This window comes from Bradyrhizobium sp. WD16 (assembly GCF_024181725.1).
GTDB lineage: Bacteria > Pseudomonadota > Alphaproteobacteria > Rhizobiales > Xanthobacteraceae > Bradyrhizobium_A.
In genome coordinates this window covers 4496416-4516181 of record NZ_CP028908.1, presented here as the reverse complement: position 1 = coordinate 4516181, position 19766 = coordinate 4496416, and the positions used below count along the sequence as shown (strand labels likewise).

Sequence of the window (19766 nt, the reverse complement as noted above, 5' to 3'; positions counted from 1 at the left end):
GCTTTGCGCGATGCTGGTCCTGGTGACTTACGACGTCAGTCTTGCGCAACCGGGCGGCGCGCGAAGGCTGCGGCGTGTCGCCAAGGCGTGCAAGGACTACGGCCAGCGGGTGCAGTTTTCGGTGTTCGAGATCGAAGTCGACCCAGCGCAATGGACGGCGCTGAAGGCGAGGCTCGAGGGGCTGATCGACCCCGAACAGGACAGCCTGCGCTACTATTATCTCGGCGCCAACTGGCAACGCCGGGTCGAGCACGTGGGGGCCAAGAAGGCCACGGACCTCAACGGGCCGCTAATCGTGTAAGCTGCGCGAACCACAAGCGTGCCGCCGGCCCCAGGATGGTTCGCGCGGGCCTTAGCTATTTGACATCGTGAAACAAATCGACGCCGCGTCCCGGCGGGCGGGCCATGACGAGCAGGACCGGCTTACGTTCGCGCGCACGCGATGCTTTCCTATGAACCGGTGAAGTGTTACGGGCAGACCGTCGCTCCCCGTGCGGGAGCGCGGATCGAAACCACATCATGGCAACCTCCTTTTGTGTGCGCAATAGTCGCTCCCCGTGCGGGAGCGCGGATCGAAACGTCCCACACAATGGCTTGTCTCGTTGTGAAAGCCTTGTCGCTCCCCGTGCGGGAGCGCGGATCGAAACGCTTCCTAATGCGTCTCAGCAATTTTTAGATCAGGTCGCTCCCCGTGCGGGAGCGCGGATCGAAACGATTACGTGCAATTTCGTCAAAGCTGCCCACACAAGTCGCTCCCCGTGCGGGAGCGCGGATCGAAACAATCGTTTACAGTCGCTTGTGAACACTGGACAGAGGTCGCTCCCCGTGCGGGAGCGCGGATCGAAACATCAACGAATGCGAGGGCATGTGCGGCAATTGATGGTCGCTCCCCGTGCGGGAGCGCGGATCGAAACTCGAGGAAGACGACACGCGGCCGTTGCCATTCCGTCGCTCCCCGTGCGGGAGCGCGGATCGAAACCTCGTCGGCACCGGCCTCGAAGTCGCCCTTGGCGCGGTCGCTCCCCGTGCGGGAGCGCGGATCGAAACGATGTCATCGGCGAGCACCTCGCCAAGGCCAACCGGTCGCTCCCCGTGCGGGAGCGCGGATCGAAACGCGATCGATCGCGCCAAGGCGCTCGAGGTGGGAGTCGCTCCCCGTGCGGGAGCGCGGATCGAAACAGTCTAGTGTGGGCACCGCATGGCGAATTTGCGTGTCGCTCCCCGTGCGGGAGCGCGGATCGAAACAGGTGTTTGGTAGCAATTCAGATACGATTAACAGGTCGCTCCCCGTGCGGGAGCGCGGATCGAAACAACATTGATGACCTGGTTGCCCGTGAGGCGAACGGGGTCGCTCCCCGTGCGGGAGCGCGGATCGAAACTGTAAATGACATTAGGCTTGATTATACTCGCAATAAGTCGCTCCCCGTGCGGGAGCGCGGATCGAAACGCTGTCAAGAAAGACGCCAAGACTTTAAAAGATGGTCGCTCCCCGTGCGGGAGCGCGGATCGAAACCCGAAGGGGCGATGGAACTGGCCCGCTCCGGAGTCGCTCCCCGTGCGGGAGCGCGGATCGAAACAGAGCTTCGCCGCTCTTGTATGCCTGGGCAGCAGGTCGCTCCCCGTGCGGGAGCGCGGATCGAAACGCTCTACGTCGCGGTGGTTGGCGGCCCGGCCGCCGAGTCGCTCCCCGTGCGGGAGCGCGGATCGAAACGCCAATGGTGGCGGGAGTGCCACCCTTCGGCTTATGGTCGCTCCCCGTGCGGGAGCGCGGATCGAAACGATCGTGGACAGATTTTTCTGGGCCAATCCTTGAAGTCGCTCCCCGTGCGGGAGCGCGGATCGAAACCTTGAACAGCCAATAGGCATGCAATCCGCCGCCGCTGGTCGCTCCCCGTGCGGGAGCGCGGATCGAAACCACGCCCTTGACGAGGCCGGCCGGCCGCAGCCGCTGGTCGCTCCCCGTGCGGGAGCGCGGATCGAAACGCGCTCAAGCATGGCGGCGTCCTCACCCGTGCGGGAGCGCGGATCGAAACCAGGCAGCCCTTACTCGGTCGCGATCGGGGCGCCGTCGCTCCCCGTGCGGGAGCGCGGATCGAAACACCTATACTCAGAGGGCGGCAGACACCGCTGAATTGTCGCTCCCCGTGCGGGAGCGCGGATCGAAACCCTGCTCGGAATAGGCCTGCGGCAGCTTGGCTGTCGCTCCCCGTGCGGGAGCGCGGATCGAAACGTGCAATTGCGACAACCTGACAGGCTGGCTAGTGTCGCTCCCCGTGCGGGAGCGCGGATCGAAACTTCGTACAGTGCCGGCGCTCCGACAGCCGGACCAGTGTCGCTCCCCGTGCGGGAGCGCGGATCGAAACGCCCGCGAAGGGAGCAGGGGATGATGCACCAGCCGTCGCTCCCCGTGCGGGAGCGCGGATCGAAACGGCGACGCCTGCTGTCGCTGGAGCAGGTGGCTGTCGCTCCCCGTGCGGGAGCGCGGATCGAAACCGCTCGTTAGCGGCGCTTATCAAGCTAGAAGCAGTCGCTCCCCGTGCGGGAGCGCGGATCGAAACATTGATGCCGTTGCCCACACTAGGAGGGATTGCAGTCGCTCCCCGTGCGGGAGCGCGGATCGAAACCTGACAAGAAAGAGGGAATGAACACTAAAGAGCGTCGCTCCCCGTGCGGGAGCGCGGATCGAAACATCAGCTTTTGGACGCCTGACGCCATGGCCTCTTGTCGCTCCCCGTGCGGGAGCGCGGATCGAAACGTCATCGCTTGCTCCGGTCAGAACACGGTTGTTGTCGCTCCCCGTGCGGGAGCGCGGATCGAAACGATTACGCCTACGCGGTGACCTGTCACAAGGCGCAGGTCGCTCCCCGTGCGGGAGCGCGGATCGAAACAATTCCTCACCTTCACACAAAAATGGAAGGCGCGTCGCTCCCCGTGCGGGAGCGCGGGTCGAAACATCAATGCCGCTGTCGCCGCAGGCCGGCGATCACCTTCTCGCCGCCGGCATCGACCGTCACGTGCGAAGCTGGGAGAAGCCCTCGGACCACGTCCCGGTGTGGATCGATCTGGATCTGGAGGCGCGGGGGTGACGAAGTACGCCGCGAGCGGCGTATTAAGCTGGTGACGCTTCCATCAGAAGTCGGATGACGATTTTGAGTGTCCGACGACAAACGGGAGTTGGGCGAACAGCCGCTGTCTGCCTCGTACCTTCGCCACGTGCAGAGGTTTCTAGAGGCGCGCTTCTTGGAACTCTCGGGCTGCGCAGATTGGAAAATACCGCTCTAACCCCGTGCTGCGCGTAGTGTCCTCCGTATCGCGGCAAACGCTGCCGCCGCGGCGTCAATCATGGCCTTGGCTTGTTGGATCAACCCCACAGTCCTGTCGAGACCGACCAAGGCAAAGGCTTGAGCGATTTCACTCTGCGGCAAATGGGCATCACCGAGCCGCAGTTCGTAAATCCCGACGAGCGGTGTTAGGAGCGCTCGGGCTTGATCCCCGGGCACGAAGTGGCCCAGCAGCCATTCAAGCGACTTGAGTGAACCTAGTGTGCGATCCGGCTTCCCTACTGCTTTGTACATGGCAGTAATGTCCAATCGATCAGCCGTGAGCCTCGCGATGTCCTTCGCGAGCGCCAGCAGATTATGTTCGTCAACGGCACGAAACCGGTGGATTTTGCTGGCAATTTCGCTGGTGGCATCGTGGTGCCGAAAGATTGGAGAGCCAAACATACGAGCGAAGTCTTCATCAAGCGCGGACATCGTATCTTCGAGCTGGCTGTTGCCTCGACCGCACCCCTCTTCCGGTCGATTCATTGCTCAGTCCTTTTCTAAAACGTAGTCTCCCCATGTACTCTACATGTTATCGTATTCCTGATAGTGCTCGGGCTCATAGAGATCATGCAGACTCGTAGATTCTACTTTCTTGAAATGCGTCGGAAGGCCCGCATGTGCAATCTCTTCGATTGAGCTGAATGACAAGTCACACGAAGTACACTTGAATGATGTTGCTAGATATTCAACTTCGTTGAAGAGTTCACCATCCGAATACTGTTCGGGCAGCTCTTTGAACCTTCGTCCAGTCAACAGCGCATCGCTTTCGCATGCAGGACACGCGCAGACGTGTTGATCATGCCCGGGAAAAGCAAGTGCAGAGGATGCGGCAGCTTGCAGCTTCTTCTTTTCGTCGGAGGATTTTGCATCGAAAAGCTTCTGATGAGCGGCTACCTTAGACTTGACCCCACTGAGAACGCTTTGATTAAGGGTCTTTATCAGCTCCTTTGCCATCCTAGCCTCGTCTTCGCCGAGAAAGTCGGACATTGGCTTGCCGATAAAGTCGTGCAGCACCGAGACAGTCTCGAAGAATCGGGCGAGCCACTTGTCGGTGCCAAGGTTTTCATATGGAAGGTCTGCGGTGTGAACATGAGCGTTCCGTTGCAGAGCAAGAAACTCGCACAATTCTCGGTGCTGTGTCTGGAATGGGCCGATGATTTTTTCTATTCGAAGATAGACCGAATGTGCCGGCAGCGAGCGCGGTTTCGCGAATGTGTAGCCGCAGGCGTAAAGGACATTGGAGTCATCTCTCGGGTCTGCATTTAAGACTGGATGTACCTTCGTGAGCGCACTTCTGGCCAAGCATTCAAGTGCCAAGGATGCAAAGAAGGCGAACTCCGACGAGCCATGGTCGCGTTCATTCGCCTGGTCCATAAACAACTTCGCCTTCTTCCATAGCCCTTCTGAATCCCAAGCCTTCACGTCACTCTCCCCCAATCAAGATACGCTTCAGCACTCGGTTCGCATCGGGCCGCTTACTTGCTCCCCGCGCATGCACCATGCGTCGATTATCGATAACGAGCAGGCATTCCGGCTCCCACGGAACGCGGGTCATCTCAGAACGATTGATCCGCTGCTCGACAAGCGCCTCTAGTTCTCGCGCTTCCTTAGTCATAGGGCGCATACAATCCTTGTCGTAACGGATAGCGATGCCATCGGCTGAGCGTTCGGCCAGCATGCAAAGGCGGGGCCGGACGTGCCCTGTCTTCCACAAAGCCCGGCACGCCAGCTCAATTTCGCCATCTTGGAGTTGCCACGCCCGAGAATCCTGCAGAAGCGTCGCGCGCGCTCCCTCGCCTGGATCGACGCAAAACAATGCTAAGTACCGAGCCGGCCGATCCCAATGTGCTGTGTCCGTATGAAACGGAAACGCGTCGGTACCATACCGGCTCGATAGCGTGTTTGCCTTCGCAGAACTGAGAGGCTGGGGACGGATATCGCGCACAGCGATTGGACTGCGCGGGTCGACTCGTACATTTCCCAAATGTCGGACAATGTCGATCAGGTCTGTTTCGTGTACGCCACGCGCGAAGACGAAGCCATTTGATTCTAGTTGGCTTACATCAAGCGACATGCCGGTACCGCCCCGCCCGAGGTATGCAGCCGTGGCTATCATCGCTGGCACAACTGCATTGATGTTGAATCGTTATGCCCATCCTTTGCGCTGCAACAAAATGGCTGGACAGGTCCGCTTTAAACGTTCGCTCAAGCTCTCTACTCACTATCGCGACGAGCCGTGCAACAGAATCGCCGCGAGTTTTAAAACTTAAATGGTCAATACGACAATTTACAACTGGCTGCCGCGTGCAACTCGCCCACAGGTCGGCAATCTGGCGACGAAGCTGGCCTTCCTTGCCGCCGAGGGCTGGTCGCTGAGGGGATCTGACGATGGGACGCGGTTCAACCAGACTGGTCTCTCGCGACTGCGACGCCCACAGAGCATATAGCTTTGGGACGCGGCCAGATCGTCCAGTGCTTCGCGGCGAAGCCGAACTTCATGTCACTTTGTTTGCGAAGGAGGCTGCGGCCTATTTTAGGTTGTCCGCGGCGGCGCGGGATTTGGACCTTCACGAGGACGTCCTGCGCAAGTGCATCAAGGAGCTCAGCACCGACCTGGGCCGTTCCGGGCCATGGGCAGACGAAGCACGAACGGCAGGAGAACGAGCGGCTGCAGCGCGAGATCGAAACGATCCGGCACGATGAATTTCGTCCACGTCTCTGGTCGCTCCCCGTGCGGGAGCGCGGATCGAAACACCAACAAGGCCGTGCCAATCCTCGGCACCGGCGTCATCGCCCGGCTCGACCTGCGAGCCAATCATCCGTCTCGTCAATGGCTGGGTTGAGCGCGACTTAGACGAATGCTGCCGTCGTGCCCTTTCGCACCCTCGCGGAGTACTGGAGCGCCCGCTTTCTCGCGGGCGGTGACGACTAGGTGGGGACGACTTTTGCGGTACCTCGGCAGGGAAGACGTGGATGGCCGGGACTGAGCCCGGCCATGACGGTGCAAGGGGCTGACGCTGCGCCTCCCACCAATCCCGGCGACTAATCCCGCCGCCCCTGGAGCCAGCGCTCGAGCATCTGCAGCGCCATGGCGCGGTCGTCTTCCGAGGCCTTGGCGAGCGCGGCGTTGTAGCTCTCCTTGATCCAGGTCTCGTCGGAGGTTGCGCTGTCGCGCGCCAGGGTCAGCCACATCAGGCCGCGGGCGGCCTGGCGCTGCAGGTTGATGCCGTTGAACAGCATCTGGCCGAGCAGGGCCTGGGCCTGATGCTGGCCCTTCTGGGCGGCGAGGCCGAGCCAGCGCACGCCGTATTTGGCATCCTTCGGAATCCCGATGCCGTCGAGATAGAGCCGCGCCAGATTGTACTGGGCTTCCGCATTGCCGAAATAGGACGCGGCATAGGAGAACATCTCCCGCGCCCGCTCCGGATCGGCCTTGACCTTGGTGTTGGGAATGCCGTCGAGATAGTAGCGGCCGAGCGCGACGAAGGCATTGGCGACGATCGCCGCCTGAGGCCCCGACGGGTTGTCCTCGGCATGGGCGTTGGCGATCTTGCTGAAATAGTCGAAGGCGCGCAGGTCGTCCTGGGCGACACCGTCGCCGCTGGCGTACATCTGGCCGAGCTTCCACTGCGCCACCGGATGGCCGCCCTCGGCGGCGTATTGCAGCGACGACAGGCTGGTCGCCGGCGGCACCGCCTTCTTCAGCGCGGCGGCGACGCCCCCCTGGGGCGAGACGACCGGCAGCGGCGCCGCCGCATTGCCGTTGATCGCGTTGCCTTCGAAGGCATGAGCCGGCGCGGCGACCAAGGCGGCGCCGATCACGACCGCGAACGCGACAGGGTCACAGATCCGCATATTGCCGACTCTCATGGGCTGCGCCGGGGTGGGTGACGGCTCCGGCCAGCGCCGGACCGACCTGCTGGGCATATTTCCAAAGCACGCCGGAAGTATAATTCGTCGGACGCGGCTGCCAGGCGGTGCGGCGCTGCGCCAGTTCGGCATCCGACAGCCGCACCGCGAGGGTGCCGGCGGTGGCGTCGATGTCGATGATGTCTCCGTCGCGGATCAGGGCGATCGGTCCACCCACCGCGGCCTCGGGCCCGATATGGCCGATGCAGAAACCGCGCGTCGCTCCGGAAAATCGGCCGTCGGTGATCAGGGCGATCTTGCCGCCCATCCCCTGCCCGGTCAGCGCGGCGGTGGTCTGCAACATTTCCCGCATGCCGGGACCGCCGCGCGGCCCTTCGTAGCGGATGACGATGACCTCGCCTTCGCGATAGGCGCGATTCCGGACGCAAGCGAAAGCGTCTTCCTCGCTGTCGAAGCAGCGGGCCGGCCCCGAAAACTGCAGCTTGGACATGCCCGCGACCTTCACGATCGCTCCCTCCGGCGCGAGGTTACCCTTCAGTCCGACCACCCCGCCGGTCACCGTGATGGGGTTGTCGGCGGGACGCACCACGTCCTGATGGGCATTCCACTTCACGGCCGCGAGATTCTCGGCGATCGACCGTCCGGTGACGGTAAGACAGTCGCCATGCAGGTAGCCATGATCAAGCAATGTCTTCATCAAAAGCGGTATGCCACCAGCTTCAAACATGTCTTTGGCGACATAGCGGCCACCCGGCTTCAAATCCGCGATATATGGTGTCTTTTTGAAGATTTCGGCGACATCGAACAGATCGAATTCGATGCCGGCTTCATGAGCAATCGCCGGAAGATGCAACGCAGCGTTGGTCGACCCACCGGATGCCGCCACCACGGCGGCGGCGTTCTCCAGCGCCTTGCGGGTGACGATGGCGCGCGGCCGGATATCGGCGGCGATCAGGTCCATGATCTGCTCGCCCGCGGCCATGCAGAACGAGTCGCGAATCTCATAAGGCGCCGGCGCCCCGGCCGAATAGGGCAGCGCCAGGCCGATGGCCTCGGACACGGTCGCCATGGTGTTGGCGGTGAATTGCGCCCCGCACGCCCCCGCCGACGGACAGGCGACGCGCTCCATCTCATCGAGATCGGCGTCCGACATGGCGCCGACCGAATGGCGGCCGACCGCCTCGAACATGTCCTGGACCGTGACCTGCTGGCCGCGGAAATTGCCCGGCAGGATCGAGCCGCCATAGATGAAGATCGAGGGCACGTTGAGCCGGACCATGGCCATCATCATGCCGGGCAACGACTTGTCGCAGCCGGCCAGCCCGATCAGGGCGTCATAGGCGTGACCACGGATGGTCAGCTCAACCGAATCGGCGATGCACTCCCGCGACGGCAGCGAGGAACGCATGCCCTCGTGCCCCATGGCGATGCCGTCGGTGACGGAGATGGTGCAAAACTCGCGCGGGGTGCCGCCGCGGGCGCAGACCCCCTTCTTCGCCGCCTGAGCCTGGCGCATCAGCGCGATGTTGCAGGGGGCGGCCTCATTCCAGCAGGAGGCGACGCCGACGAACGGCTGGTGGATCTGGGCCGTGGTCAGGCCCATGGCGTAGAGATAGGACCGATGAGGCGCGCGCTCGGGACCTTCGGTCACGTGCCGGCTCGGCAACCTGCCCTTCAAATCGGTCGTCGCGTCCATCGCGCCAGTTATCCCCCGGCTGTCGCACCGATCCTGCGGATCGCCTCCTCTGCCACGACAACCGGCCACCCTACGAACTCATGGAGGGGTGTGGCCAAATCGCGGCGGACACAAGAGCTACGTGCTGCAAGGGTTAAAAGTTCAAGCGGTGTTGCGAGCGCGCAACATTTGTTGCCGCCGCGCAACCCTCGGACCCTGACGGCTCCCGTCGGAATTTGGTCTACAGCGGCGGCGGAAGGTTCAGCGCCCTGCCCGGCCGGCGGTGATGGGTGGTCGAGCACGGCCGAACCACCTTTCGCCGTCGCCCTCCGCGAAGGCGGAGGGCCCAGTACGCCATGGGAGCGAGAGAGGGGAACAGCGTCAGCCGCATTCCCCCGTCATGGCCGGGCACTGTCCATGCCATGACGAGGAATTCGGGCGGTTTCGCCAGCCCTCCCGCCCAGGTCAGATGTTGAGCACCTTGCCGTAGGCGTCCAGGACGGCTTCCTTCATCATTTCCGACAGGGTCGGATGCGGGAAGACCGTGTGCATCAGCTCTTCCTCGGTGGTCTCGAGATTCATCGCGACCACATAGCCCTGGATCAGCTCGGTGACCTCCGCCCCGACCATATGGGCGCCCAGCAGCTGGCCGGTCTTCTTGTCGAAGATCACCTTGACGAGGCCTTGGTCCTCGCCCAGCGCGATGGCCTTGCCGTTGCCGACGAAGGGGAAGCGGCCGACCCGGATCTCCCGCCCGCCTTCCTTGGCCCTGGCCTCGGTGAGCCCGACCGAGGCGACCTGGGGCTGGCAATAGGTGCAGCCCGGGATCAGGCTCTTGTCCATGGGATGGGGGTGGAGGCCCTTGATCGCCTCGACGCAGATCACCCCTTCGTGCTCGGCCTTGTGGGCCAGCATCGGCGGGCCGGCGACGTCGCCGATGGCGTAGACGCCGGGCACGTTGGTGCGGCCGAGGCCGTCGATGACGACGCAGCCGCGGTCGGTCTTGACGCCGAGCTTCTCCAGGCCCAGCCCCTCGATATTGCCGACCACGCCCACCGCCGAGATGACGCGCTCGAATTCGACGGTTTCGGTCGTGCCCTTGGCATCCTCGATGGTGGCGACGACGCTGTCGGCCTTCCTGTCGAGCTTCGCAACCTTGGTGTCGGTCTTGATCTTGATGCCCTGCTTCTCGAGCGCCTTGCGGGCGAAGGCGGCGATCTCGGCGTCCTCCACCGGCAGGATCTGCGGCAGCACCTCGACGACCGTCACCTCCGCGCCCATGGTGCGGTAGAACGAGGCGAACTCGATGCCGATGGCGCCGGAGCCGACCACCAGCAGCGACTTCGGCATCTTCTCCGGCGCCATGGCCTCGAAATAGGTCCAGACCAGCTTCTTGTCCGGCTCGAGGCCCGGCAGCACCCGCGGCCGCGCACCGGTGGCGACGATGATGTGCTTGGCCTGATAGCTGCCCGGGCCGAGCGCCCCCTTCGGCGCCTCGGCCCTGGCGGCCTTCACCGAGATTTTGCCGGGGGCCTCGATCACCGCCTCGCCCCAGATCACGCTGATCTTGTTCTTCTTCATCAGGAAGCCGACGCCGTCATTGAGGCGCTTGGAGACGCCGCGCGAACGCTGCACCACGGCGGTGGGATCGAAGCGGATGTTGTCGGCGGCGAGGCCGTAGTCCTTGGCGTGCTGCATGTAGTGATAGATCTCCGCCGAGCGCAGCAGCGCCTTGGTCGGAATGCAGCCCCAGTTCAGGCAGATGCCGCCGAGAAACTGCTTCTCGATGATCGCGGTCTTGAGGCCGAGCTGGGCGGCGCGAATGGCCGCGACGTAGCCGCCGGGGCCCGAGCCGATGATGACGATGTCGAAGGCGGTGTCAGCCATTCAGGAGGCCCCTGTTGGAAGTGTCGTGCATTGGGCTGGAAGTTCGGGCTCGTGCGGCGGATCTGACGCTCGTATCAGCGGTGCAGCGAGTTCAGATCCAAAACCGCACGAGATTCAGTATCATGCCGGTGTGGGACGGTCGTCGGCGCGCGCTCACACCACCATCATGATCGGATTTTCGATCAGGGTGCGGAAGGCGCTGACGAGTTGGGCACCGAGCGCACCGTCCATGGCGCGGTGATCGCAGGACAGCGTCACGCTCATGATGGTCGCGATCTCGATCTTGCCCTGGCGCACCACGGCGCGCTCCTCGGCCATGCCGACGGCAAGGATGGTCGACTGCGGCGGGTTGATCACCGCGGTGAAGTCCTTGATGCCGTACATGCCGAGATTGGACACCGAGCTGGTGCCGCCCTGGTATTCCTCGGGTTTGAGCTTGCGGGCCCGCGCCCGCGCCGCGAAATCCTTCATCTCCGCCGAGATCGCCGACACCGGCTTGATGTGGGCATTGCGGATCACCGGCGTGATCAGGCCGCTCGGAATCGACACCGCGACGCTGATGTCGGACACCTTGTGGCGCAGCATCGCGCCCTCGGTCCAGGTGACGTTGGCGTCGGGCACGCGCTGCAGCGCCACAGCCAGCGCCTTGATGACGAAGTCGTTGACCGACAGCTTGTAGGCCGGCTTGCCATCCTTGTCCTTGGGCGCGGCGGCGTTGATCTCCTCGCGCGCGGCCACCAGCTTGCCGATGTCGCAATCGGTGGTCAGGTAGTAATGCGGCACGTCGCGCTTGGCGGTCGTGAGCCGCTGCGAGATCACCTTGCGCATGTTGTCGTGCGGCACGACCTCGTAGCTGCCCTCCGCGAACAGCCCGCGGATCTGCTCGTCGGAAGGCCCGGTCGGCGGCGCGATGGCCGGCGCGGCGGGCGCCGCCGGCTTGAGGCCCTTCCCCGAACGCGCGGTCTCGATGTCGCGGGCGACGACACGGCCATGGGGCCCGGTGCCGAGCACCGCCGACAGGTCGAGGCCGTACGCCTTGGCAAGGCGCCGCGCCAGCGGCGAGGAGAACACCCGGCCGCCGGACGCAGCCACGGCCGGCGCAGCAGCCGGTGCCGGAGCGGGCGTCGCGGCAGGCTGCGAGGCCGGCGCGCCGACCGCGGCCGCCGCAGGCTTGGCAGGTTCCTTGGCGGATTCCTTGGCAGGCCCACCGGCCGGCTTCGGCGCCGGCGCAGCCTTGGCGGCACCGACATCTTCGCCTTCGCCGGCGAGCACGGCGATGACGTCATTCACCGGCACGTCGGCCGTGCCTTCCGGCACCAGGATCTTGGCGAGCGTGCCTTCGTCCACCGCCTCGACTTCCATGGTGGCCTTGTCGGTCTCGATCTCGGCGATGACATCGCCTGCCTTGACCTTGTCGCCCTCTTTTTTGAGCCACTTGGCGAGGTTGCCCTTCTCCATGGTCGGCGAAAGGGCGGGCATCAGGATATTGATCGGCATGGGGCGGCTCTGCTCTTTCAGCGATAACAAACGGCCTTGGCCGCGGCGACGACTTCGGCCGCGGTCGGCAGCGCCAGCTTTTCCAGATTGGCGGCGTAGGGCATCGGCACGTCCTTGCCGGAGACCCGCGCCACCGGCGCATCCAGATAGTCGAAGGCATGCTCCATCAGGCGGGCGGCGACTTCGGCGCCGATGCCCGATTGCTGCCAGCCCTCCTCCACCGTCACCGCGCGCCCGGTCTTCCGGACCGAGGCGACGAGGGTTTCGGTGTCGAGCGGCCGCAGGCTGCGCAGATCGATGACCTCGGCCTCGATGCCTTCCTTGGCAAGATCCTCGGCGGCCTTCAGCGCATAGGTCATGCCGTGCGACCAGGAAATGATCGTCACATCGCTGCCGGCGCGCGCGATCCGCGCCTTGCCGATCGGCAGCACGTAATCGTCGAGCTTGGGCACCGCGCCGCTGTGGCCGTAGAGGATCTCATGCTCGAGGAAGATCACCGGATTGGGGTCGCGGATCGCGGCCTTGAGCAGCCCCTTGGCGTCGGCGGGATTCGACGGCGAGACCACCTTCAGGCCCGGGATCTGGGAATACCACGCCGAATAGTCCTGGCTGTGCTGGGCGGCGACGCGGGCCGCGGCGCCGTTGGGGCCGCGGAACACGATCGAGCAGCCCATCTGGCCGCCGGACATGTACAGCGTCTTGGCGGCCGAATTGATGATCTGGTCGATCGCCTGCATGGCGAAGTTGAAGGTCATGAATTCGACGATCGGCTTCAGTCCGGCGAAGCCGGCGCCGACACCGACGCCGGCGAAGCCATGCTCCGTGATCGGCGTGTCGATGACGCGACGGTCACCGAATTCCTGCAGCAGTCCCTGGGTGACCTTGTAGGCGCCCTGGTACTCGGCAACCTCCTCGCCCATGACGAAGACGTCGCCGTCCCGGCGCATCTCCTCGGCCATGGCATCGCGCAGCGCCTCGCGCATGGTCATGGTGACCATCTCGGTCCCGGCGGGAATGTCCGGATCGGGGACGGCGGCGCTCGCCGCCGGCTGCGGCGGCGCGGCCGGAGCGGTCGCGGCGGAAGGCTCGGGCGCCGGTGCGGCGGCCTTCGCCTTCGACGGCTCGGCCGCCGGCACCCTGGCGGCATCGTCGGCGCTCTCGCCGTCGCTGAGGATCGTGGCGATCGGCGTATTCACCGCGACATCGGCAGTGCCCTCGGGAACCAGGATCTTGCCGAGAGTGCCTTCGTCGGTGGCCTCGACTTCCATGGTGGCCTTGTCGGTCTCGATCTCGGCGATGACATCGCCGGACTTCACCGTCTCGCCCTCTTTTTTCAGCCATTTGGAGAGGTTGCCCTTCTCCATGGTCGGCGAGAGCGCGGGCATCAGAACTTGAATCGGCATGGGTGCTACTCTCGTGCAGGCGTCAGCGATAGATGTCGGTGTAGAGCTCGGCGACGTCCGGCTCGGGATCCTTCTGGGCGAAATCGGCGGCGTCGTTGACGATGTCACGGACCTCGGCGTCGATCGCCTTGAGCTCCTGTTCGCTGACCTTCAATTCCAGCAGCCGCTTGCGCACCTGCTCGATCGGATCCTGGTCGTTGCGGACCTTCTCGACCTCCTCGCGCGTCCGGTACTTGGCCGGATCGGACATGGAGTGACCGCGATAGCGGTAGGTCTGCATTTCGAGGATGTAGGGCCCCTTGCCGTCACGGCACCACCGCACGGCCTGTTCGCCGGCGGCCTTGACCGCGCGCACATCCATGCCATCCACCTGCATGCCGGGGATGTTGAAGGAGACGCCGCGCCTGGAGAAATCCTGCTGGGCCGAAGACCGGGACACCGAAGTACCCATGGCGTAGCGGTTGTTCTCGATCACATAGACAACCGGCAGCTTCCAGAGCTCCGCCATGTTGAAGCTCTCGTAGACCTGGCCCTGATTGGCGGCGCCGTCGCCGAAATAGGCCAGCGACACGTTGTCATTGCCGCGATAGCGATTGGCGAAAGCGAGGCCGGTGCCGAGCGAAACCTGGGCGCCGACGATGCCGTGGCCGCCGAAGAAGTTCTTTTCCTTGCTGAACATGTGCATGGAGCCACCCTTGCCCTTCGAGTAGCCGCCACGCCGCCCGGTGAGCTCGGCCATGACGCCGCGCGCCTCCATGCCGCAGGCGAGCATGTGACCGTGATCGCGATAGCCGGTGATGACCTGGTCGCCTTGCTTGAGCGTCATCTGCATCCCGACGACGACGGCCTCCTGGCCGATATAGAGATGGCAGAAGCCACCGACCGCGCCCATGCCGTAGAGCTGTCCGGCCTTTTCCTCGAAGCGGCGGATCAGCAGCATCTCGCGCAATGCGCGCAGCTCCTGCTCCTTGGTGAAATTCAGGCTCGAAGACGCGCGGGCGCCATTCCCCGCTTCCTGAGCGACGCTTTTCTTGGCAGCAGCCATGATCAATCCGGGTGAGGTGAAGGGAGACAAGAGAGGACGGCCCTCTGTAGCGTAACTCGACCCCTGGTAAAAGGATCGGATCGCAGCAGCGAAGAACTCATCTCGCATTGCAGCGACGGCGAACGCGCCGATCGCGCAATTAAATGGCGACGATGCCGACTGTTTTGAAATTTACGAAACGCCCGACTGAATCAGTTCTTGATCTTGAACCGGATGAGATCATGCGGATGCGCGTAGTCGAGCTGATAGCGCACGCGCTCGTCGAGCATGTCAGGGTCGATTCCGTCGGCGCGCAGCAGCGCGACGTGACGCTCGATATCCGCCCGCTGCCTCTTCAGCAGCGCGAGTTCGTCGGTCAGTCCGATGATTTCCTGATCGAGTTCGGCGCGCGCCGTCAGGCCATACTTGCCCGTATAGGCATTGACGCCGAAATAGGCGATCAGCGCCGCGGCCATGGCGTAGAGCGCCAGGCCGGTCAGAATGGCTTTGAATCGCGTGCGGGAGACCATGCCCCACGATGCGAGGGCGCGGTTAATGCCGGCTTAAAAGCACATCAAATCCGGCGGCGGATTTCGTTGAGGACGAAATTACCGAGACGCTTGCCGCGGTTACGAAGGACCCGCAGCGGCCCGGCATCGACGAAATAGGTCAGGAGGATGCTGTCGCGGGTCCTGACACGATCGTGCACCGGGTCGGCGGAATGCCAGGTGTCGTCCCCCACCGCGAAGGCATACCCCGAATTGCGGCCGAACCGCATCTTCGCGGCCTTCGGTTTCGAGCCGTCGGGCCGGACCTCGTGCATGATGGTGCCGATGTCGGTGTTGGCGTCGTCCGCCGGCAGATAGAACTGGACGGTAATGCCCTTCCAGTGGGTGTCGGTATGCGGCGCGATGCGATAGCCGGGGATGTCGCGGGTCAGGATCGGGATCGGATACATCCCGACGGCGGCGAAGTCCTCGCCGAAGCGCTTGCGCAGCCCGGGCTCGAGCTTGCGCCGGAAGGCGTTCTTGAGCGGCTCCGAACACAAGGCATCGCCGACCATGCGCCAGACCGCGAGCTTGGGCGCCGGCAGGTGGCGGATGTATTCCGGAAACAGATCGATCTTGACGCGGGTATGGGTGCCGTCGGCGAGATCGTTGCTACGGCTGCGGCCGTGCATCGGCCGGTAATCGGACGACTCCGGCATCGCCAGCAGCATCGTATCATAGACCGCGTCGGGAAAGACGCGGTCGAACTCGAGATGGAAGAACGGCGCCGCCACCGCCCTCGCCTGATCGACGGAATTGACGACGTGCGCGATCAGCGCGGCGGTCGCGGCAGCGCGATCCCCGATAGAGGGGTACGTGGTCTGGTCCACCGGTGGCTCCCCGTCAGCATGGCCGCTCGGCGCGGCCACTGAAAGCGTGTGCAGTGCAAAGACCTGTCGCACCACGCCGGGACAGTCCAACAGCTCAAGGGTGAATCACCACGAGCTGGGCGCTGCTGCCGGCGGGCGAGGCTTCATAGCAGCACAACCTTTCGCCCGCAGCAAGGAACCCGCGATGGAACCCACCGTTCAGGCGCCGCGCGCCCCGGCGCTCTTGACCGCGGAAAGCCCGGGATAGCGGGCCTGGGCCCCCAGATCCTGCTCGATGCGCAGGAGCTGGTTGTACTTGGCGGTGCGGTCGGAGCGCGCCAGCGAACCGGTCTTGATCTGCCCGCAATTGGTGGCGACCGCGAGATCGGCGATGGTGGCATCCTCGGTCTCGCCGGAGCGGTGCGACATCACGGCGGTGTAACCGGCCTTGAAGGCCATCTCCACCGCGGCCAGGGTCTCGGTCAGCGAGCCGATCTGGTTGACCTTGACGAGGATCGAGTTGGCGCGGCCGTTCTTGATACCGTCCGCCAGCCGCGTGACATTGGTGACGAACAGGTCGTCGCCGACCAGCTGGCACTTGCTGCCGATCAGGTCGGTCAGTTCCTTCCAGCCTTCCATGTCGTCTTCCGCCATGCCGTCCTCGATCGAGACGATCGGATAGCGGGCAACGAGGTCGGCGAGATACTTCGCCTGCTCGGAACGGTTGCGGGTCTTGTTCTCGCCGCCATAGACGTATTTGCCGTCCTTGAAGAATTCGGTGGAAGCGCAATCGAGCGCCAGCATGACGTCGCCGCCCGCCTTGTAGCCGGCCTTGGCGATCGCCCCCATGACGAATTCCAGCGCCGCGTCGGCTGACGGCAGGTTCGGGGCGAAACCGCCCTCGTCGCCGACATTGGTGTTGTGTCCGGCCTTTTTCAGCTCGGCCTTGAGGGTGTGGAAGATCTCCGCCCCGCAGCGCAGCGCGTCGGCGAAATTCGCCGCGCCCACCGGCATGATCATGAATTCCTGGAAATCGATCGGGTTGTCGGCATGCACGCCGCCGTTGATGATGTTCATCATCGGCACCGGCAAGGTGCGCGCCGAGGTGCCGCCGACGTAACGATACAGCGGCAGGTCGGCGGCCTCAGCCGCGGCCTTGGCGACCGCAAGCGACACGCCGAGAATGGCATTGGCGCCGAGGCGGCTCTTGTTGGGCGTGCCGTCGAGGGCGATCAGGGCCTCGTCGATCTGCACCTGGCGCTCGGCATCCATGCCGCCGATGGCCTCGAAGATCTCGCCGTTGACGGCGTCCACGGCCTTGCGGACCCCCTTGCCGGAATAGCGCGCCTTGTCGCCGTCGCGCAGTTCCACCGCCTCATGGGCGCCGGTGGATGCTCCCGACGGCACCGCGGCACGGCCGCGCGAGCCGTCCTCCAGCACAACATCGACTTCCACGGTGGGATTGCCACGGCTGTCGAGGATTTCGCGGCCGATGATGTCGACGATGGCGGTCATGGGGGCTTCCTTCTCTGCTTTGGGCGGATTGCGGCCGCTTCTACAGGAACACCGCCGGCCGGAAAAGGCCGCCCATGCCGCCTGACCACCGGCTCGTTACCATGCAAAAAATGCCCCGGCGGCGATGACCGCAGCGGCGGGATTGGCTATCAGGGATGATGGAGACCCCCATGGCCAGACGACCGAAATCAAAAGCCCCCGCCCTGCAGCTCGGCCAGCCCGTGCCGCTGCCCGCCTCGCCGGAGACGGCGACGCTCGACCGCGTTCCCAACCCCCACCGGGGCGACGATTACCTGATCCGCTTCACCGCGCCGGAATTCACCGCCCTGTGCCCGATCACCGGCCAGCCGGATTTCGCTCACCTGGTGATCGATTACGTCGCCGGCGACTGGCTGGTGGAATCGAAGTCGCTCAAGCTCTATCTGGCGAGCTTCCGCAACCATGGCGCCTTCCACGAGGACTGCACCGTCTCGATCGGCAAGCGCCTCGTCCGCGAACTCGAGCCGCGCTTCCTGCGCATCGGCGGCTACTGGTATCCGCGCGGCGGCATTCCCATCGACGTGTTCTGGCAGACCGGCCGCGCGCCCAAGAACCTGTGGCTGCCCGACCAGGGCGTCGCGGCCTATCGCGGCCGCGGCTGAGCGGCGGCGCCTAGCCGAGATTCTTCGACAGCCGGTCGAAGGCCTGGAGCCGCGCCACCAGGGCCTCGAACTCCTTGAGCGGCACCATGTTCGGCCCGTCGGACGGGGCGTGATCGGGGTCCGGATGGGTCTCGATGAAGACCCCCGCCACCCCGACCGCCACCGCGGCCCGCGCCAGCACCGGGACGAACTCGCGTTCGCCCCCGGAGGACGCCCCCTTGCCGCCGGGCTGCTGCACCGAATGGGTGGCGTCGAAGATCACCGGCGCGCCGGTGGTGCGCGCCATGATCGGCAGCGCCCGCATGTCCGACACCAGAGTATTGTAGCCGAACGACACGCCGCGCTCGGTGACCATCACCCGGCGATTGCCGCCGCTGACCAGCTTTGCCACCACATTGGCCATGTCCCAGGGCGCGAGGAACTGGCCCTTCTTGACGTTGACCGCCTTGCCGGTCGCCGCCGCCGCCAGCAGCAGATCGGTCTGGCGGCACAGGAAGGCCGGGATCTGCAGCACGTCGACCGCCTCGGCGACGATGGCGCACTGCTCGCCTTCGTGGACGTCGGTGAGCACCGGCAGGCCGAGGCTGTCGCGGATCTCGGCGAAGACCGGCAGCGCATCCATCAGGCCGACGCCACGGGCGCCGCTGACGCTGGTGCGATTGGCCTTGTCGAAGGAGGTCTTGAAGACGAGGCCGATGTTCAGCCGCGCCGCGATCTCCTTGAGCGCGCTCGCGACCTCCAGGGCGTGGCTGCGGCTTTCCAGCACGCAGGGGCCGGCGATCACCGAAAGCGGCAGATCGTTGCCGAAGCGCACGGCGCCGATCTCGACATGGGGCGAAGCTGTCACTGCTGCATTCACGATCTCGTCCTCATCTCGCGTGGCTGGTCACGCTTCGAACAGCAAGGCGGCGCCGAAAGCAAGCTCCGGTGCGATCGCGAGCCCGCCGTCGAACCGCGACGCGGCGACGCCGTTGCCGCGCAACACCTCGTCGCAGCGGTCGAGATCGCGCACCCGGAATCTGATGGCGGCGTGGCGCAGCCCGCTGGCCGAACGCAGTTGTGGGTGCCCCAGGGATGGCGGTTGCGGGCACCGACGGCAAAACCGGCGCGCCGGTAGAAGGCGGCGAGCGCGTCGAGATCCTTCGCCGCATGGACGATATGGTCCGGCGCCCGCGCCATCGTCACTTCAGCGCCGAAAACGCTGTCGGCGCGACGAAGCTGCTGGTGATGTTGGCGACGATCTGACCGTCCCTCTCGCTCTCGGCGCGAGCGCCGATCCAGGCCGGATCGGTCATGAAGGCGGCCCATTTCTGCTCCCGCTCGGCCATCGATTCCCAGGCGAGCAGATAGGTCAGGTCGTTGTTGGATTCGCCGATCACGGTGGTGAAGAACCCGGCCTGGCGGATGCCGTGCTTGTCGAACAGCTTCAGCGTCGCGGTTTCGAAACGCTTGAGCAGCGCCGGCAGACGTCCGGGCAGGCAGCGATAGATGCGCAATTCGTAGATCATGGCGTCTCCGCGACGGTTAGCTTCACGGCCGCTGGTCGGCGGCCCCGATCATGGGCGGGCTCG

General features: G+C 64.6%; 17 protein-coding genes, 2 pseudogenes and 1 CRISPR repeat array. Of the genes and pseudogenes, 3 read left to right on the top strand and 16 right to left on the bottom strand.

Going from position 1 to position 19766, the window contains the following annotated elements:
- The first annotated feature begins 10 nt into the window (after window positions 1-10).
- Both cas2 and DB459_RS27400 read left to right on the top strand, forming a co-directional pair.
- Window positions 11-301, top strand: coding sequence for a CRISPR-associated endonuclease Cas2 (gene cas2 / locus DB459_RS20970; protein WP_253707364.1), 291 nt, complete (start codon window positions 11-13; stop codon window positions 299-301).
- 180 nt (window positions 302-481) lie between these two features.
- A CRISPR array of direct repeats spans window positions 482-2953; the repeat unit is 32 nt; unit sequence GTCGCTCCCCGTGCGGGAGCGCGGATCGAAAC.
- Window positions 2954-2960: 7 nt separating this feature from the next.
- Window positions 2961-3086, top strand: a pseudogene (locus DB459_RS27400) (exodeoxyribonuclease III); the annotation flags it as partial.
- A 192-nt stretch (window positions 3087-3278) separates the two neighbouring features.
- On the opposite strand, the gene DB459_RS20965 reads toward DB459_RS27400, so the two are convergent.
- The 12 genes from DB459_RS20965 to eno form a co-directional block, all read right to left on the bottom strand.
- Window positions 3279-3809: a hypothetical protein gene (locus tag DB459_RS20965; protein ID WP_253707362.1), complete on the bottom strand. Its 531-nt coding sequence runs from the start codon at window positions 3807-3809 to the stop codon at window positions 3279-3281.
- 39 nt (window positions 3810-3848) lie between these two features.
- Complete coding sequence (locus tag DB459_RS20960; RefSeq protein WP_253707360.1) at window positions 3849-4748, bottom strand: hypothetical protein; 900 nt, start codon at window positions 4746-4748, stop codon at window positions 3849-3851.
- Between the two features lies 1 nt (window position 4749).
- The gene (locus DB459_RS20955) at window positions 4750-5004 is read right to left on the bottom strand and encodes a TauD/TfdA family dioxygenase (protein WP_253707358.1); all 255 of its coding nucleotides are present in this window, start codon (window positions 5002-5004) and stop codon (window positions 4750-4752) included.
- A 1364-nt stretch (window positions 5005-6368) separates the two neighbouring features.
- Window positions 6369-7181, bottom strand: coding sequence for a tetratricopeptide repeat protein (locus DB459_RS20950; RefSeq protein WP_253707355.1), 813 nt, complete (start codon window positions 7179-7181; stop codon window positions 6369-6371).
- On the bottom strand, window positions 7168-8892 hold the full coding sequence (gene ilvD / locus DB459_RS20945; RefSeq protein WP_253707353.1) for a dihydroxy-acid dehydratase: 1725 nt from the start codon (window positions 8890-8892) through the stop codon (window positions 7168-7170). Before ilvD ends, DB459_RS20950 begins: the two co-directional genes overlap by 14 nt.
- A gap of 444 nt (window positions 8893-9336) precedes the next feature.
- Window positions 9337-10758: a dihydrolipoyl dehydrogenase gene (lpdA, locus tag DB459_RS20940; protein WP_253707351.1), complete on the bottom strand. Its 1422-nt coding sequence runs from the start codon at window positions 10756-10758 to the stop codon at window positions 9337-9339.
- A 153-nt stretch (window positions 10759-10911) separates the two neighbouring features.
- Window positions 10912-12255 (bottom strand): pyruvate dehydrogenase complex dihydrolipoamide acetyltransferase, encoded by a 1344-nt coding sequence (locus DB459_RS20935; protein ID WP_253707349.1) that lies wholly within the window; start codon window positions 12253-12255, stop codon window positions 10912-10914.
- A 17-nt stretch (window positions 12256-12272) separates the two neighbouring features.
- A complete protein-coding gene (locus DB459_RS20930) occupies window positions 12273-13658 on the bottom strand; it encodes a pyruvate dehydrogenase complex E1 component subunit beta (protein ID WP_253707347.1) in 1386 nt (461 codons plus the stop codon).
- Window positions 13659-13680: 22 nt separating this feature from the next.
- Window positions 13681-14703, bottom strand: a complete 1023-nt coding sequence (gene pdhA, locus DB459_RS20925; RefSeq protein ID WP_253707345.1) for a pyruvate dehydrogenase (acetyl-transferring) E1 component subunit alpha — start codon at window positions 14701-14703, stop codon at window positions 13681-13683.
- Between the two features lie 191 nt (window positions 14704-14894).
- Window positions 14895-15212, bottom strand: coding sequence for a septum formation initiator family protein (locus DB459_RS20920; RefSeq protein ID WP_253707343.1), 318 nt, complete (start codon window positions 15210-15212; stop codon window positions 14895-14897).
- Window positions 15213-15256: 44 nt separating this feature from the next.
- Complete coding sequence (locus tag DB459_RS20915) at window positions 15257-16060, bottom strand: hypothetical protein (protein ID WP_253707341.1); 804 nt, start codon at window positions 16058-16060, stop codon at window positions 15257-15259.
- A gap of 198 nt (window positions 16061-16258) precedes the next feature.
- The gene (gene eno, locus DB459_RS20910) at window positions 16259-17554 is read right to left on the bottom strand and encodes a phosphopyruvate hydratase (RefSeq protein WP_253707339.1); all 1296 of its coding nucleotides are present in this window, start codon (window positions 17552-17554) and stop codon (window positions 16259-16261) included.
- Between the two features lie 155 nt (window positions 17555-17709).
- Between eno and queF the strand changes: the two genes are divergently transcribed.
- Complete coding sequence (queF, locus tag DB459_RS20905) at window positions 17710-18195, top strand: preQ(1) synthase (protein ID WP_253707337.1); 486 nt, start codon at window positions 17710-17712, stop codon at window positions 18193-18195.
- A gap of 10 nt (window positions 18196-18205) precedes the next feature.
- Here queF and kdsA read toward each other — a convergent pair whose 3' ends face one another.
- From kdsA to DB459_RS20890, 4 genes and pseudogenes are all read right to left on the bottom strand, one after another.
- Window positions 18206-19054, bottom strand: coding sequence for a 3-deoxy-8-phosphooctulonate synthase (gene kdsA, locus DB459_RS20900; protein WP_253707335.1), 849 nt, complete (start codon window positions 19052-19054; stop codon window positions 18206-18208).
- Between the two features lie 27 nt (window positions 19055-19081).
- Entirely contained in the window at window positions 19082-19207 is a 126-nt protein-coding gene (locus DB459_RS27395; RefSeq protein ID WP_256519409.1) for a hypothetical protein, read from the bottom strand.
- 44 nt (window positions 19208-19251) lie between these two features.
- Window positions 19252-19374 (bottom strand): annotated as a pseudogene (locus DB459_RS20895) (VOC family protein); the annotation flags it as partial.
- Between the two features lie 2 nt (window positions 19375-19376).
- Complete coding sequence (locus DB459_RS20890; protein ID WP_253707333.1) at window positions 19377-19703, bottom strand: NIPSNAP family protein; 327 nt, start codon at window positions 19701-19703, stop codon at window positions 19377-19379.
- Window positions 19704-19766 lie beyond the last annotated feature (63 nt).

What these genes read in the sequence shown, in the direction of transcription:
- lpdA (WP_253707351.1), bottom strand. Translation starts at nt 10,758, where the DNA reads ATGGCTGACACCGCCTTCGACATCGTCATCATCGGCTCGGGCCCCGGC.
- DB459_RS20955 (WP_253707358.1), bottom strand. Translation starts at nt 5,004, where the DNA reads ATGCTGGCCGAACGCTCAGCCGATGGCATCGCTATCCGTTACGACAAG.
- DB459_RS20950 (WP_253707355.1), bottom strand. Translation starts at nt 7,181, where the DNA reads ATGCGGATCTGTGACCCTGTCGCGTTCGCGGTCGTGATCGGCGCCGCC.
- cas2 (WP_253707364.1), top strand. Translation starts at nt 11, where the DNA reads ATGCTGGTCCTGGTGACTTACGACGTCAGTCTTGCGCAACCGGGCGGC.
- DB459_RS20965 (WP_253707362.1), bottom strand. Translation starts at nt 3,809, where the DNA reads ATGAATCGACCGGAAGAGGGGTGCGGTCGAGGCAACAGCCAGCTCGAA.
- pdhA (WP_253707345.1), bottom strand. Translation starts at nt 14,703, where the DNA reads ATGGCTGCTGCCAAGAAAAGCGTCGCTCAGGAAGCGGGGAATGGCGCC.
- DB459_RS20890 (WP_253707333.1), bottom strand. Translation starts at nt 19,703, where the DNA reads ATGATCTACGAATTGCGCATCTATCGCTGCCTGCCCGGACGTCTGCCG.
- DB459_RS20930 (WP_253707347.1), bottom strand. Translation starts at nt 13,658, where the DNA reads ATGCCGATTCAAGTTCTGATGCCCGCGCTCTCGCCGACCATGGAGAAG.
- ilvD (WP_253707353.1), bottom strand. Translation starts at nt 8,892, where the DNA reads ATGGACGCGACGACCGATTTGAAGGGCAGGTTGCCGAGCCGGCACGTG.
- eno (WP_253707339.1), bottom strand. Translation starts at nt 17,554, where the DNA reads ATGACCGCCATCGTCGACATCATCGGCCGCGAAATCCTCGACAGCCGT.
- queF (WP_253707337.1), top strand. Translation starts at nt 17,710, where the DNA reads ATGATGGAGACCCCCATGGCCAGACGACCGAAATCAAAAGCCCCCGCC.
- DB459_RS20935 (WP_253707349.1), bottom strand. Translation starts at nt 12,255, where the DNA reads ATGCCGATCAATATCCTGATGCCCGCCCTTTCGCCGACCATGGAGAAG.
- DB459_RS20920 (WP_253707343.1), bottom strand. Translation starts at nt 15,212, where the DNA reads ATGGTCTCCCGCACGCGATTCAAAGCCATTCTGACCGGCCTGGCGCTC.